Genomic DNA, 13,609 nt, shown 5'->3' with positions numbered 1-13,609 from the left:
TAGTCATCTTTATGGTTGAACGGCAAGGCGACAATGCTTAATGCTAAGAAAAGGCGCCTAAAGCCAAAAAGTGTCGCCAAAATACGCAACAGACACTAAACAAAAATGGGGGGTTAAGCAAGTCGCCTGACTCACCTAATCCCGCCCACTTCTTCATGCTTTACGCTGCGTTAGGCAAGTTTGACGCGCCAGGTGGCAGGACCTGTTTCGTGGGCATTGACCCCTTCGCTGTCTACGGCAACGGTCACCGGCATATCGGTCACGTCGAACTCGTAGATGGCTTCCATACCTAGGTCTTCGAAGGCCACTACGCGTGACTTCTTGATCGCCTTAGACACCAGGTAAGCGGCGCCGCCGACGGCCATCAGGTAAACCGCCTTATGCTTCTTGATAGACTCCACGGTAGCCGGGCCACGCTCAGCCTTACCTATCATCCCCATCAGACCTGTCTTATCCAGCATCAGATCGGTGAACTTATCCATACGGGTCGCCGTCGTTGGGCCCGCTGGGCCAACCACTTCGTCACCCACAGGATCAACTGGGCCAACATAGTAGATAAACTTACCGGTGAAATCGACGCCTTCTGGCAGGCCTTCACCGCTCTCGATAAGGGTTTGAATGCGCTTGTGCGCCGCGTCACGACCGGTCAACATCTTACCGTTTAGCAGCAGCACGTCACCGCTCTTCCACTGCTCGATATCAGCTTGGGTAACGGTATTAAGATCCACGCGGCGTACGCCCTCGCCCGCTTCACGGGTGATCTCTGGCCAATCTTCCAGCTTAGGCGTTTCCAGCTCGGCTGGGCCTGAACCATCTAGGTGGAAGTGTACGTGGCGAGTCGCGGCGCAGTTAGGGATCATCACCACAGGCTTAGAAGCTGCGTGAGTTGGCGCCGATTTGATCTTGATATCCAGCACGGTAGTCAGGCCGCCAAGGCCCTGGGCACCTATGCCTAGCTTGTTGGCGCGCTCGAAGATATCCAGACGCAGCTTTTCTTCGGCGGTTTCGGCGCCCTTGGCTTGCAGTTCGTGAATATCTACAGGATCCATCAGGGCCTCTTTGGCCATCACGGCCGCTTTCTCGGCGGTGCCGCCAATGCCTATGCCCAACATGCCTGGTGGACACCAGCCAGCGCCCATAGTCGGTAGTGTCTTCTCGACCCACTCGGCGATATCATCTGATGGGTTAAGCATCACCATCTTAGATTTGTTTTCCGATCCACCGCCCTTAGCGGCGATGGCGACTTCAACATGGTTACCCGGCACCATCTCGACGTGTACCACAGATGGGGTGTTGTCTTTGGTGTTCTTACGGCCACCGGCAGGGTCGGCAACGATAGAGGCACGCAGCGGGTTATCTGGGTTAGTGTAGGCGCGTCTTACCCCTTCATCCACCATCTGCTGCACTGTCATGTCTGTCTTGTCCCACTTGACGCCCATGCCGATCTTAACGAAACAGGTCACAATACCTGTGTCTTGGCACAGCGGGCGCTTGCCTTCGGCGGACATACGAGAGTTGATCAAGATCTGCGCGATAGCATCTTTTGCCGCCGCACTCTCTTCACGCTCATAGGCCTCTGCCATGGCATCAACGAAATCTTTAGGGTGGTAATAGGAGATATATTGTAGTGCGTCGGCGACACTCTCGATGAGGTCCGCTTGCTTGATGATGGGCTGTTCTATAGTCACAGACATTTCCTTACTCACGTTTTGGTTATTCACCGCCCTTTTGCAGGGTCGCGTATTTTTTTTGAATCCGTTCACAATATGATACTCTTTCGCGACTTTTAGGGGAACATCACATTTTAGATAAGGGTTATCGATGGATTTTTCGTCGACTCAAGGCGTTGCACTGCAAAAGTTAGACTGGAAACTCTCCACCATTGAGGTATTTGACTGCTTCGCTCACCTGCCTTGGGCCATACTGCTGGACTCTGCCGACAGCGATCATATTGACGCCCGGTACGACATCATCAGCTTCGATCCTCTGGCCACCATCACCAGCCAGGATGGCGTGACCCAAACCAGGCATCTGCGTCCAACTGCGGCGACCGCTACTGGGAACTCTAAAAACAGTGATGAAACTAGCCAGGACGATCCCTTTTCAATTTTGCAAAATGCGATAGCCGACTATTTCCCAATTCAGCACGCCTGTGAGCTGCCCTTCAGCGGCGGCGCCCTGGGCACCTTTAGCTATGATCTGGGCAGACGCATCGAGAAGCTCCCTGCCACCGCGGCCAAGGATATCGCGCTTCCCGAGATGAATGTCGGCCTCTATGACTGGGCGCTAGTGTTTTGCTACCAGAGTCAGACATGGTCTCTGGTGCACTATCTAGGTGAAACGGCGCTTAAAGAGCGTCTAGCCGACATAGAGGCTAGGTTAAGTTCGCGGTCGAACGATGCAGCCAATGGTGAGAAGTTTGCCCTGAGCCGTGACTGGCAGCCACAGATCACTAAGGACGAATACAGAGACAAGTTTGATCGGGTGCAGGATTATCTACACAGCGGCGATTGTTATCAGATCAACCTCACACAGCGTTTCGAAGCCGAATATCACGGCGATGAGTGGCAGGCCTACCTGAAACTCAGGGCCAGCAACAAGGCGCCCTTCTCTGCCTTTATCCGCCTGGATAAACACGCCATCCTCTCCATCTCGCCGGAGCGCTTCATCAAGCTTAAGGGCGATACCATAGAGACCAAGCCCATCAAGGGCACCATGGCGCGATCCATTGACGCCGAGGCCGATAAGGCCGCCGCCGAAGCCCTGGCGGCATCGGAGAAGGATCGCGCCGAAAACCTGATGATCGTGGATCTGCTGCGAAACGATATCGGCAAGGTGGCAAGCCCTGGCAGCGTACGGGTGCCCCATCTGTTTGCCATCGAAAGCTTCCCGGCGGTGCACCATCTGGTGAGCACAGTGACTGCCAAGCTGGCAGCCCCCAACAGCCCCTGCGATCTATTAAGGGCCGCTTTTCCTGGAGGCTCCATTACGGGCGCGCCTAAGATCCGCGCCATGGAGATCATCGAAGAGCTGGAGCCGTCGCGTCGCAGCCTCTACTGTGGCTCCATCGGCTATATCAGCCAGGACAGACAGATGGATACCAGCATCACCATACGCACCCTGGTGGCCGAGCCCCCTCGCCTCTACTGCTGGGCGGGTGGCGGCATAGTAGCCGACTCGCAGGTCGATGCCGAATATCAGGAGAGTTATGATAAGGTGAGTAAGATCCTCCCCGTGCTGAGTAACTGACAAGTAATTAGGCAATTATGACACTGGACGAGTTTAAACGGCGCTACGCTCTGCACCAACTGCCCACAGACACAGGGCCGCAGATCCATCGCACATTGCGACAGGCCGCCGTGCTCGTTCCCCTGATGGAAGCTAGTGGCGAGCTGGAGCTGCTGCTGACTCGCCGGCCCACCCACCTAAGGGCCCATCCGGGGCAGATAAGCTTTCCCGGCGGCAAGGTCGAAGAGAGTGATGCCAGTTACGCCGACACCGCCCTGCGTGAGGCGTTTGAGGAGATCGCCCTGCCGCGAGACAATGTCGAGGTACTGGGCCAATACCCCATGTTTAACACCTTCACCGGCTTTGCCATCGCCCCCATCATAGGTGTGGTAAGAGAAGCCTTCGAGCCTGTGCTAGATCCCGGCGAGGTCGATGAGCTATTCAGCGTGCCCCTGAGTTTCCTGTTAAATCCCGCCAATCGCATTCAGAAGCAGTTTTCCCGCCGCGGCGTGAATTACCCCGTCTACTTTATCCCCTATGGCGACTATTTTATCTGGGGCGCGACCGCGGCCATGATAGACAGGCTCTGCCGCCAAATAGGCAATGAACAACCGATCTAAACCCGCTTCAAACAAAAGCTAAGCCCACTCCAAATAAGAACTAAGCCCTAGCTAGCCCACCCTACGAAAGCCTTACGGCGTATATGCGCCAGCAAACAGTGAATACAGTGAAAGTAAATGTGCTGAAGCCCTAGACAAAGAACTAGACAAAAAACTTAAGATAGAGACCCGCGGCGGTAGAGGTTAACAAGAGCAGTGGAATATTGAACCAGTAGCCCATGCGGCTGTGGTGGGCCACATAGAAGTTAAAGGCTAGGTTGATCAAACTGATGGCGGCGCAGCTCCAGATCACATACTCCAGCCTCAGGGTGATGGTGGGATCCCAGGTGAGACGCACGCTGGCTCCTTTACTGAGAAAGTAGCCCACAGCGCGATCCGGTCTGGCCTCACCAAAGAGCAGTAATGCGTACACGGCCAAGGACCAACCTAAGATCGACAAGGTGCCTAAAAAAATCTGGAAAATTTTGACTTTTTTCATTTAGCCCACTGAATTAACTGGCCATATTTTAAGCATAACAAGCTTTCCAGCCTAACACCATTCACGGATAAACCGCAGATTAAGGCCGCTTTTTTATGGCGCTTACGCCTGCCTTGGCTGAAATGCCCATTTTATTTGCCTTTAGGCCAATCTATCTGCTGTTTTTCCCTTGAGAAAAGCCACCAGCAAGGTAATATAAACCTCCAAAATTTTTAATAAAACGTTTCGTTGGAGAACTAAGCAACAATGAGCATTGCATCTGTCGCTTCTGTATTTAAGGGTGATTTTGCGGTTGGTTCGCAAGTTACCGTACGCGGTTGGGTAAGAACTCGCCGAGATTCCAAGGCCGGCATCTCTTTTCTTGCCGTATATGATGGTTCCTGTTTTGATCCCATTCAGGGCGTTGTGCCAAATAGCTTAGACAATTATAACGACGAAATCTTACGCCTCACGGCCGGTTGCTCAGTCGTGATGACGGGTGAACTGGTTGAAAGCCCAGGTAAAGGTCAGGCATTTGAGATGCAGGTGACTAAGGTTGAGGTTACGGGTTGGGTTGAGGATCCTGATACCTATCCAATGGCGGCCAAGCGTCACTCTATCGAGTATCTGCGCGAACTGGCTCACCTGCGTCCACGCACCAACATCATTGGCGCCGTGGCCCGCGTGCGTAACTGTCTGTCTCACGCGATCCACAACTTCTACAACGAAGAAGGCTTCATCTGGGTATCTACCCCACTGATCACGGCTTCTGACTGTGAAGGTGCCGGTGAGATGTTCCGCGTGTCGACACTGGATCTGGAAAACCTGCCACGCACCGACGATGGCAAGGTCGATTTCAGCGAAGACTTCTTCGGTAAGGAATCTTTCCTGACGGTATCGGGTCAGCTGAACGGCGAAACCTACGCCTGTGCCTTGTCTAAGATCTATACCTTCGGCCCAACATTCCGCGCCGAAAACTCAAACACCAGCCGTCACCTGGCGGAGTTCTGGATGGTTGAGCCGGAAGTGGCCTTCGCCGATCTGAACGATGTTGCCGGTCTTGCCGAGCGTATGCTGAAGTACTGTTTCCGCGCCGTGCTTAACGAGCGCCGTGACGATCTCGAGTTCTTCGCCCAGCGCGTCGACAAGACAGTCATCGAGCGCCTTGAAAACTTCGTCAACAGCGATTTCGCTCAGGTGGATTACACAGACGCCATCGAGATCCTCAAGTCATGCGGCAAGAAGTTCGAGTTCGATGTCGAGTGGGGTATCGACCTGCAGTCTGAACACGAACGCTACCTGGCGGAAGAACACTTCAAGGCACCAGTGGTCGTGAAGAACTATCCAAAAGATATCAAGGCCTTCTACATGCGTCTCAACGAAGATGGCAAGACGGTTGCTGCCATGGACGTACTGGCTCCTGGCATCGGTGAGATCATCGGTGGTGCCCAGCGTGAAGAGCGTCTGGACGTGCTAGATACCCGTCTGGACGAGATGGGGCTGAGCAAGGAAGATTACTGGTGGTATCGTGACCTGCGCCGTTACGGCACAGTGCCACACTCAGGCTTCGGTCTGGGCTTCGAGCGTCTGGTCTCTTACGTGACCGGCGTATCGAACATCCGCGACGTGATCCCATTCCCACGCGCACCTAAGTCTGCAAACTTCTAAAGCCGACTAAGTTCTTAGCAAGTTCTGTAAAAAACGCCCTACGGGGCGTTTTTTTATGGGCACAGGTTTCAGATAGCAATTTCTATGGACTAACAGCCGGGTAATAGGCGCGAGCTTGCGAGCGCCCTAATTGATGCCCTAGTTAGGTGATGAAAGCGCATTGTATATGCCATTCTTGTCTTTTGCTTTGAATGCATCGATCACTCTGAATGTTTCCTGGTCAATATCTTCAAAGACTTTTACCTGAAGATGTCCGTTATTTGCGCACCCAAGTGAAACCCACGTTAATGCATGATATGCGTTTGAATTGTCCAGTGCCCAGTTGTCACCGATAAACCGAAATGTAGCAGCATCAGCTTTAACTCTCTGATACCCATGGTAAATATATTGTTCATCCTTGCTCCACGAACCGTCTAACAACTGAAGTGTGGCTGGATTTGCGCCTTCCAATTGGCATGTAAATAGGTAAACCCCTTTTGTGTCTTTAGAAAACGCCCATTTCATTTGCTCAAATGTTGAAGGGTCCGCTCCAGGAATTTCATTACCTTTATAAAAGACTCTATATCTATCTTTACCAAATCCTTCGCCTAGCTGACTAAACGTCTCAGGATCGGCATTCTCCACCGTTTTTATGATGGGATCGTGATTCCAAGATCCAATTTCAAACGTTACTTTGTCGTCAACTTTATACTTCCAGCTGGTGCAACCTGGGATCAAAAGAACAGCGACAATAATCAGATAAACTCTGAACATGATCATCCCTCTTTTTCCATGTTATATCTCATAGCTTCACCTATTCACATAACAGGTAAGGGACAGCTGAAGCGCAGCGTAGGCTGTCCCACTCAAGCCGAACTTTTGGCGGCCGGAGTGAACTTGACAACCTTGTTATGCATTTTCTTTATACTCAGCTGCTTCGATGAGTAATGCAGCTAATTGACGGGCCTCATTGGCAGGAAAGGTTACCGGTATCATTTGATAGCTTCCAATAGATGATGCCGAAATTTCTAGACCAACAAACCTAACTTTTCCACCATCAACAGCATGCACCTTTACTTTATTTGAGAATATTTTCCTTTTAGCAGAAACACCATCGTAGGTTTTGATGATTTTTCCACCAAACATAATCCCCTTACCCTTTTTTGTGAAAAACACAAAAAACACCCAAGTGAGTACAGCAAAGAAAACTACAAAGAATATTCCTTCAGGCATCCTTACTCCTATTTATGCATAACTTTTTATTTGTGCGCATCCACATCTATTTGGCAAAACGCGCATGCATATTTAATAAAGCTATTATTGATGACTTACTAAACTAAAGCCATTGATTTATAACCACTCTAGCAAAGTCCTGTCGGATAAACGAGCACCAGAGTCATGCCGGATAAACGAACACCAGAATGGGCAAAGTGCGCATTAATATTAACTCGGTGCCTCGACTTAATACCTGAAGGCTAATCGTGAAAAGCTAGTCATAAAAATTAGCCATGAAAAGCTGGTCATGAAAGCTAGTCACGGATGATATGGTGCACGGCCCCCTGTTTGGTGAGAAAGGTCTCGGCCTCCTCCCCCTGTAACATGGCCAGGGTCGCCAGCATGCCGGCGACCACACACTGAGGGGCAAACACGCTGACCGACAGCGGCGCGCCAATTATCGGATACCCAGTACCAGGGTCGATGATGTGGCCATAGCGCTTTCCTTGGTGCAACAGATAACGGCGCGAATGACCACTGGTGGCCAGAGCGCCAGATTTCAGTGTTACCACGCGGGTGGGGGTATCTAGCTTGTGAGGATCTTCTATGCCTATCTGCCAGGGCCGCTCGCAGCCTGGGGAGGCAATCATATCGCCGCCAAGATTCACTAAGAGATCATATTCGGGCAGCTCACGTCGCAGCACCTCTATGGCCCTGTCGGCGGCGTACTCTTTGGCGATCCCGCCGAGATCGATTCCCATGCCATAGGGTAGAAAGAGGCACCGCTCCTCGATAATCAGCCGCTCGAAGCCGACGCATTCAAGCGCCGCCTCTACCTGGCTGTTACTCGGTGGGGTTGCATTTTCCCCAGCGCCGAATGGCCAGAGGGCCAATACGGGCTCTGCGGTCACATCAAAACAGCCTTGGCTTAACCGGTAACAATGCTCGGCAAACCTGAGTAGCCCAAGGGTTTCCTCGTCGATCGCTTGCCAGTCTCCTGCGCCGCGATTGATTTGAGTTAATACGCTACTCTCGCTATAACGGTTGTACTTAGCCTCGATGCGCTTAACCTCGGCCATGGCGCTGCCAAAGGCCTGAGTTATTCGCTCTCGGCCAGTCTTGTCACCTTGCGCTTTGCTAGCAGCTTGCTTAGGACGCGCTAGGAATTCGCAGCGACTGGCCATGGCCATGAACTCGCCCTTGAGACCCTTAAGGTTATAGTGACCGTATTGGCTTTCATCCGAGATCACCGCCAGCTGATTGTCTAGATCAGCAAGCGACGAAAATTTGAGACCTTCACTAGTTGAGATCAAAATCGCATTCCAAATTGAAGCACTAAGGCATCGAGGCGCGGGAACTGATCGAAACTGGCGAGCTCACCTGGCAGCTCGACACCTGGGTTTTGCGGGCGCTGCTGATAGTAGGCCAGACGCACACTGACCTGCATCCCCTGCTCTAGCCTCTGGCCATATTTGACGCCTATCGTATAGGTCTGCATCTTACCCAGACGATGATCCGCCGAGGCGAACTCGGGCAAGGCCTCACCCTCAGTGAGATAGAGGTGATAAAACTCTGCCGCGTCCTGCAGATAAACCCTAAACTGCCATTGCCAATAGGCGGCGCCGCTGAGGTTGTAGCGATAACGGGCATCAAAGGTATGGGCCTGCAGCGACCAGTCATCATTACTGTAGCGATAGGAAAAGGTCAGCGTGCCGCTATCCAAGGCGCCCTTGGTCATGAGATAAAGGTTGTGTTTTAGTCGCTCGTCGGGGCGCTGCTCATAGTGATAGCCAAGGGCCTGCCCTCTACTATCGACCCGGCTAACCACCTTGTAGGCATCATTAAGATAACCATTGACGGCTGAGAGGCCATAACTCAGCTGCGCCTGCCAACGACGATTCAGGGTTTGGGTGATGCCCACATTGAGATCTATGGTGCGCTTAAGGGCGCTGTCATAGAAACGGGTGGCATCGAATGCCTGCCTAAACTCAGCCTCGCTGGCAAAGTCTTTACGAAACACCATCTCACTCATCCCCACGGGCCGCCCGCCCACTGGATTGACGATATCGAAATAGTAGGCCGCGCCACCAAACACCTGAGTATTGCTCTGATTAAAGGAGTGCTCGACACCAGCGTTCACCCCCAGTGAGGTATAGTCATATTCGCGCGAAAGATACCCACCGAGACTGGCCTGCCACTTGGCAGAGAAGAGATGCTGCCAGTTGGCGCTGAGCTGCAAGCGGGTGTCTTTGAAGGTGTCATCCAGCGGCAGTTCTCCGGCTCTCGCCTGATAGACACCGGTACCCGAAGGCCGTGTAAAGCTTTGAGGGTTTGCCTGAATCACGGCGCCATTAGCCGAGGCGCCAGTTAGGGCGTCCAGCGCTATCTTACCGCGAATAACATTGGCGTCATCCAGCGCCTGACGATAGTTGATGATCCCTTCTGCCGCCGTGACCCTGTCCTGCTCCTGATAGTAGACCAGGGCCGCATCTATGGTGGCGCCGGAGAGCGGATCGCTCGCTTGTTCCTCTTCTGCGGCATTATCGCGCGTCTCGGCGGCTTGTTCGCCTGCAAGCGCATTGTTACTGGTTACCGCCGCGCCGACACCGAGAAACAGGCTGCTGGCCATCAGCAGAGATGCCATCACAGACTCGCTTTCTAGCGAGGCTCTTGTTATCGAGGCGCTTTTTAGCGATTCACTTTTTACCGGGGCGCTTTCTAGCGATTCACTTTTTAGCGAAGCGCTTTCTACTGTCCCGAATTGATTTGGTGTCGGCCTGTCCTTCATGTCGCTCAAGCGATCTTCCTTTTCCCTGTTATCTCTTAAAACAACCTAGTTACAACCACAACCACCGCCGGCAAGGGTACGGCCGCCGCTGGCGCCCTCCTTACTGAAATAGATATGATCTTCTATCGCCATATCCAGCTCATCGACCTCTAGCTGCATATCCTCGCGGGCAAACTGCCCCCGCTCCCAGGGCTTTACGCCGAGATTGGCGCAGCCAGACAGCAGTGCTACCAATATGATCAGCAGCGTTAAATCAGTTCGCATCGGCTGACCTCTTCTTCAACAAAGATTGTATCTCCTGCTCGACGGCAACTTGCTTGGACTTGAAGAACCCCAGATGCTCGCTGACCAGATTTCCCTCGGCATCAAACAGATAACTGCTGGGCATCCCCTGCAGATTAAAGTGGCTCGCCACCTCACCCTTGGAATCGTAGAGAATATCGAAGCTCGTATTGAAGTCGGCCAGAAAGGGCCCTGCCATCTCACTCTCTTCATCAAGATTGATCGCTACGATCGCCAGCCCCTTATCGCCATAACGCTGATGCATCAGCTCCATCCAAGGAAAGGAGTCGCGACAGGGAGCGCACCAGGAAGCCCAGAAATCCACATAGACCACCTTGCCCTTATAGGACGCTAGAGACACCAGCTCGCCGCTTTGTGTCTTGGCGCTCAAATCCAGACGCGGTGCAGCGTGACTCGGCAGCACCATAGACAGACAAACGAGCATTGCCATCGACAGCCAAAGAAGCTTGGCCATCATGGGGGATCTCATTCTCCCCTCTACCGACGGCAGAACGCCTTGCATCTTCTGTTCTCGTGACATCATTGCTCCTTCACTGCTGGTTAAACACTTTCTTTATAGCTTGCGCGGGGCGGACTTTACTAACAAAAGTCTCGTATCTTATTAACGAGGTTAGCAAAAAATCATGGCATTAGGACAGCGAAAGATATAGTTATACCACTTCGCAAGAAAGAGTATGCGTTATGAAAACGCCTGAACGAACACCCTTTCTTAGTCAAGGTTATTCAACGTTAGTCGAGCCAAGAGAGATAGCAGACGCTGGCCTTAACGCCGTTTCGGTTAAACCAGTCCAGCCAGATTGTCTGATTATCTCTTAGGGCATCTCCCGGCCCCTTCACCTCGATAAGCTCGGCTGTGACTATGTTATAAGCCAGGCTCGGAGCCCGGTCACCGGTTGCTTGATGCTCGTTAGCTAGATGGAAACAGATGAGATCGGGAAAGCCAGCACGGTAATAGCGCAGATCGAATAGCATCTGACGAAATAGGTCTGCCAGAAAAGCACCGCTAAATGCTGTCAGCGCCAGCTGCAGTAACAGGGGGCTCTGATCCTTGTCTCGGCTTTGGGCTGATTCAAACCCTAAGTCATCAAAGCTTAAGTCCTCAAACAATGGCCAGTGTACCCAGTCGTTGGTGATGCCGCGTTTTTGATGGAAATGATCCATGATCATCTGGGTATCACCCGAGGCCAATGCCGCGAGACGTTCCTCGATAGCGATTTTACGCCGTGGGTAAAACTCGCTCTGGTACATGTCGCTCGGCCTACTCTGATAGGGATTCGCAAAAGCGCCGCTAACGTCGGCGAAGATGATGTCCCAGAAAGCCAGGCCAAACAGGCTACAGAAGAGGCGGTTCTCTACCTCAACACAAAGCCGCAAATGCTCACCCTGCATAGTGCTCAAGTGTCTGGCGGCGCATTGCTCGACGCGCTCGGCATCCTCGGCGTTTGCTCCCCCATTCTTCAGACTCTCATCAGCCGCACTGCGCTGACACTCAAGTTTGAAGGTATCAAACTCCCCTTGCCAAGGCTTGGGCGCCCCCCGTCCCAGGCGGCGATGAAGGCTTTTCTGCAAACGCCTGGCAACCAGACGCTCACTCTCCTCCATTGGAGACGCTAACATCAACTCAACTAAGCCTAACGCCTCATCATCACGGCCAAGCTTATTCAGGCAGCGAGCCTGGCGCTCCTGGCTCGGCGGTTTCTCTGTGTTAGCGTAAAGGGCTAAGGCGCGCTCAAAATGACCCAAACGCTCCAATTGGCGCGCCGCCATTAGCCAGAGCCCTTGGGTCATGCGGTTCAGCTTTTCATTCCCAGCCTCTTTGGTGAAACCGGGCAGCTCGGTGAGTCTTTGACAAAATAAATCAAAATTTTTGATATCAATTTCACTGGGCTTACCGCTCAGCCCACCCTCTTCAAACTCTTGGTATCGGCTAGATAAGCTATACAACCCCTCTATCTCGCCTCGCGTATTAAAGCTGCGGCTGGCGATGCTGGTGGAGTAAGCTTCGAAATTATGAATACCAAGATCGGCCAAGATAAACTGACTCAAGGACTGACTCATGCGCTCAAAATAGAGTAATTCGAAGCGGCGATAGACGGCCTGAGGGCTAAGGCGGAACCAATGCTGTGCTGGTGCCAAACGCCCAAGCAGATGTGCTAACAAGCCTGCATCTTGGGCATACTGGATAAGCTCACTCTTCTTTAACCGCTTGATATCCTTATCCAAGGCTCGGCTTATCTCAACTAAGGCCTGGCTCAGCTCCGCCTTAGTGCTCTTGTGCAGCAGCCAGGACTCATCGGGCTGCTCGTAGCAGATAAGACTGTGATCACAAAGATCGGAGATGGCCTCTGGGATCGCTTCTATCTCACTGTAATTGAGCTGAGCCTCACAGAACCAGGGGCCCTTGCGGGAGATAAGCCTAACCAGCAGACACTGGGCATCAGGGGTCAAGGCTGAGAAGGTATCGATGAAGCCAAGCTCAACCTCATCGAGGAGATCGCCATAGCGACGGGCGACGCCCTCAAGCATTAGCTGAAAATTGCTGAGGTAATAATAGGTCGGAAGGACCTTCGCCGTACTTGACGCTTCTACACTTATCCTTACCGGTTTCTTAACCCCTACTGGCTTTTCGTTCTCTCGCTGCGTCATTGAGGTTTAGGTCTCTCTATCTTGATCGCGTTGCCTTGGGCGCTCTGTCTTGAACGCTCGTCTTGGTCGCTCGTCTTGGTCAATTCATCATCCCCTAAGCAGCGATTATACTCTTAGTGGTGATTCCTTTTATAACAGCCTCTACAAGCCTATTTACTCGCGTACTTAAAAGCCTATTTACAAGCATGAGAAGTTGAAGCACTCTTAGCAAAATAACAAAAAGTGCCGCAATTTGGCGATAAAAATAGCGCAGGAAAATTGATCATGTGGATTCAAGTCGAGATAAATCTAGCCCCGAGACAGCGCGGTTATCATCTGATCACCGAAGAGATCTATCGCGCCGCTCCCCAGCTTAGCGAGATTAAGATAGGTCTTGCCCATCTCCTGTTACAACACACCTCGGCGGGACTCACCCTCAACGAAAATGCCGACCCCAGCGTGCGGGAGGACTTCGAGCGCTTCTTTAACCGTCTGGTGCCGGAGAATGAGCCCTACTACACCCATACCTATGAGGGTGATGATGACATGCCGGCGCATCTCAAATCATCCCTGCTGGGCTGCGAGCTTACCCTGCCGATCACCGACGGCGAGTTTAATCTGGGTACCTGGCAAGGGGTCTACCTGTGTGAGGCCCGCAACCGCGCCAGTGGCCGCACCTTAATACTCACCATTCAGGGCGAATAGCCACTACCCATCTGTAACTGG

The 13,609-nt window shown here is 52.4% G+C and carries 13 protein-coding genes; 4 read left to right on the top strand and 9 right to left on the bottom strand.

Features of this window, described 5'->3' with window-relative positions; translation table 11 throughout:
* Positions 1–170 precede the first annotated feature (170 nt).
* Positions 171–1,694 (bottom strand): fumarate hydratase, encoded by a 1,524-nt coding sequence (locus AYI87_RS02260; RefSeq protein ID WP_011865702.1) that lies wholly within the window; start codon positions 1,692–1,694, stop codon positions 171–173.
* A 127-nt stretch (positions 1,695–1,821) separates the two neighbouring features.
* Here AYI87_RS02260 and pabB point away from each other — a divergent pair, with 127 nt between their 5' ends.
* The gene (gene pabB, locus AYI87_RS02255; protein WP_144199206.1) at positions 1,822–3,249 is read left to right on the top strand and encodes an aminodeoxychorismate synthase component I; all 1,428 of its coding nucleotides are present in this window, start codon (positions 1,822–1,824) and stop codon (positions 3,247–3,249) included.
* Between the two features lie 17 nt (positions 3,250–3,266).
* The gene (locus tag AYI87_RS02250; RefSeq protein WP_144199204.1) at positions 3,267–3,848 is read left to right on the top strand and encodes a CoA pyrophosphatase; all 582 of its coding nucleotides are present in this window, start codon (positions 3,267–3,269) and stop codon (positions 3,846–3,848) included.
* A gap of 142 nt (positions 3,849–3,990) precedes the next feature.
* Here AYI87_RS02250 and AYI87_RS02245 read toward each other — a convergent pair whose 3' ends face one another.
* The gene (locus AYI87_RS02245; RefSeq protein ID WP_011865699.1) at positions 3,991–4,326 is read right to left on the bottom strand and encodes a hypothetical protein; all 336 of its coding nucleotides are present in this window, start codon (positions 4,324–4,326) and stop codon (positions 3,991–3,993) included.
* A gap of 246 nt (positions 4,327–4,572) precedes the next feature.
* Here AYI87_RS02245 and asnS point away from each other — a divergent pair, with 246 nt between their 5' ends.
* On the top strand, positions 4,573–5,973 hold the full coding sequence (gene asnS, locus AYI87_RS02240; protein ID WP_144199202.1) for an asparagine--tRNA ligase: 1,401 nt from the start codon (positions 4,573–4,575) through the stop codon (positions 5,971–5,973).
* A 138-nt stretch (positions 5,974–6,111) separates the two neighbouring features.
* On the opposite strand, the gene AYI87_RS02235 is transcribed toward asnS, so the two are convergent.
* The 7 genes from AYI87_RS02235 to AYI87_RS02205 all read right to left on the bottom strand — a co-directional run bounded on the left by AYI87_RS02235 (position 6,112) and on the right by AYI87_RS02205 (position 12,904).
* Positions 6,112–6,726, bottom strand: coding sequence for a DKNYY domain-containing protein (locus AYI87_RS02235; protein WP_186300535.1), 615 nt, complete (start codon positions 6,724–6,726; stop codon positions 6,112–6,114).
* A 135-nt stretch (positions 6,727–6,861) separates the two neighbouring features.
* Complete coding sequence (locus tag AYI87_RS02230; protein WP_144199198.1) at positions 6,862–7,185, bottom strand: hypothetical protein; 324 nt, start codon at positions 7,183–7,185, stop codon at positions 6,862–6,864.
* A 296-nt stretch (positions 7,186–7,481) separates the two neighbouring features.
* Complete coding sequence (locus AYI87_RS02225; RefSeq protein WP_144199196.1) at positions 7,482–8,480, bottom strand: FAD:protein FMN transferase; 999 nt, start codon at positions 8,478–8,480, stop codon at positions 7,482–7,484.
* Complete coding sequence (locus tag AYI87_RS02220; protein WP_260865051.1) at positions 8,477–9,811, bottom strand: DUF3570 domain-containing protein; 1,335 nt, start codon at positions 9,809–9,811, stop codon at positions 8,477–8,479. The genes AYI87_RS02225 and AYI87_RS02220 overlap by 4 nt, the downstream gene beginning before the upstream one ends.
* Positions 9,812–10,000: 189 nt before the next feature.
* Positions 10,001–10,219 (bottom strand): DUF4266 domain-containing protein, encoded by a 219-nt coding sequence (locus AYI87_RS02215; RefSeq protein ID WP_144199194.1) that lies wholly within the window; start codon positions 10,217–10,219, stop codon positions 10,001–10,003.
* A complete protein-coding gene (locus AYI87_RS02210) occupies positions 10,209–10,781 on the bottom strand; it encodes a TlpA disulfide reductase family protein (RefSeq protein WP_260865050.1) in 573 nt (190 codons plus the stop codon). The genes AYI87_RS02215 and AYI87_RS02210 overlap by 11 nt, the downstream gene beginning before the upstream one ends.
* Positions 10,782–10,987: 206 nt before the next feature.
* Positions 10,988–12,904, bottom strand: a complete 1,917-nt coding sequence (locus tag AYI87_RS02205) for a VRR-NUC domain-containing protein (RefSeq protein ID WP_144199190.1) — start codon at positions 12,902–12,904, stop codon at positions 10,988–10,990.
* A 264-nt stretch (positions 12,905–13,168) separates the two neighbouring features.
* Here AYI87_RS02205 and AYI87_RS02200 point away from each other — a divergent pair, with 264 nt between their 5' ends.
* Positions 13,169–13,588, top strand: a complete 420-nt coding sequence (locus AYI87_RS02200) for a secondary thiamine-phosphate synthase enzyme YjbQ (RefSeq protein WP_011865691.1) — start codon at positions 13,169–13,171, stop codon at positions 13,586–13,588.
* The last annotated feature ends 21 nt before the right edge of the window (positions 13,589–13,609 follow it).

This window comes from Shewanella sp. KCT (genome assembly GCF_007636505.1).
Classification (GTDB): domain Bacteria; phylum Pseudomonadota; class Gammaproteobacteria; order Enterobacterales; family Shewanellaceae; genus Shewanella; species Shewanella halotolerans.
Note: the sequence above shows the minus strand (reverse complement) of the source record. Positions and strands in the feature narration are given on the sequence as shown.

What these genes read in the sequence shown, in the direction of transcription:
- AYI87_RS02230 (WP_144199198.1), bottom strand. Translation starts at nt 7,185, where the DNA reads ATGCCTGAAGGAATATTCTTTGTAGTTTTCTTTGCTGTACTCACTTGG.
- AYI87_RS02205 (WP_144199190.1), bottom strand. Translation starts at nt 12,904, where the DNA reads ATGACGCAGCGAGAGAACGAAAAGCCAGTAGGGGTTAAGAAACCGGTA.
- pabB (WP_144199206.1), top strand. Translation starts at nt 1,822, where the DNA reads ATGGATTTTTCGTCGACTCAAGGCGTTGCACTGCAAAAGTTAGACTGG.
- AYI87_RS02210 (WP_260865050.1), bottom strand. Translation starts at nt 10,781, where the DNA reads ATGATGTCACGAGAACAGAAGATGCAAGGCGTTCTGCCGTCGGTAGAG.
- AYI87_RS02235 (WP_186300535.1), bottom strand. Translation starts at nt 6,726, where the DNA reads ATGTTCAGAGTTTATCTGATTATTGTCGCTGTTCTTTTGATCCCAGGT.
- AYI87_RS02220 (WP_260865051.1), bottom strand. Translation starts at nt 9,811, where the DNA reads ATGGCATCTCTGCTGATGGCCAGCAGCCTGTTTCTCGGTGTCGGCGCG.
- AYI87_RS02200 (WP_011865691.1), top strand. Translation starts at nt 13,169, where the DNA reads ATGTGGATTCAAGTCGAGATAAATCTAGCCCCGAGACAGCGCGGTTAT.
- AYI87_RS02245 (WP_011865699.1), bottom strand. Translation starts at nt 4,326, where the DNA reads ATGAAAAAAGTCAAAATTTTCCAGATTTTTTTAGGCACCTTGTCGATC.
- AYI87_RS02215 (WP_144199194.1), bottom strand. Translation starts at nt 10,219, where the DNA reads ATGCGAACTGATTTAACGCTGCTGATCATATTGGTAGCACTGCTGTCT.
- AYI87_RS02250 (WP_144199204.1), top strand. Translation starts at nt 3,267, where the DNA reads ATGACACTGGACGAGTTTAAACGGCGCTACGCTCTGCACCAACTGCCC.
- AYI87_RS02260 (WP_011865702.1), bottom strand. Translation starts at nt 1,694, where the DNA reads ATGTCTGTGACTATAGAACAGCCCATCATCAAGCAAGCGGACCTCATC.
- asnS (WP_144199202.1), top strand. Translation starts at nt 4,573, where the DNA reads ATGAGCATTGCATCTGTCGCTTCTGTATTTAAGGGTGATTTTGCGGTT.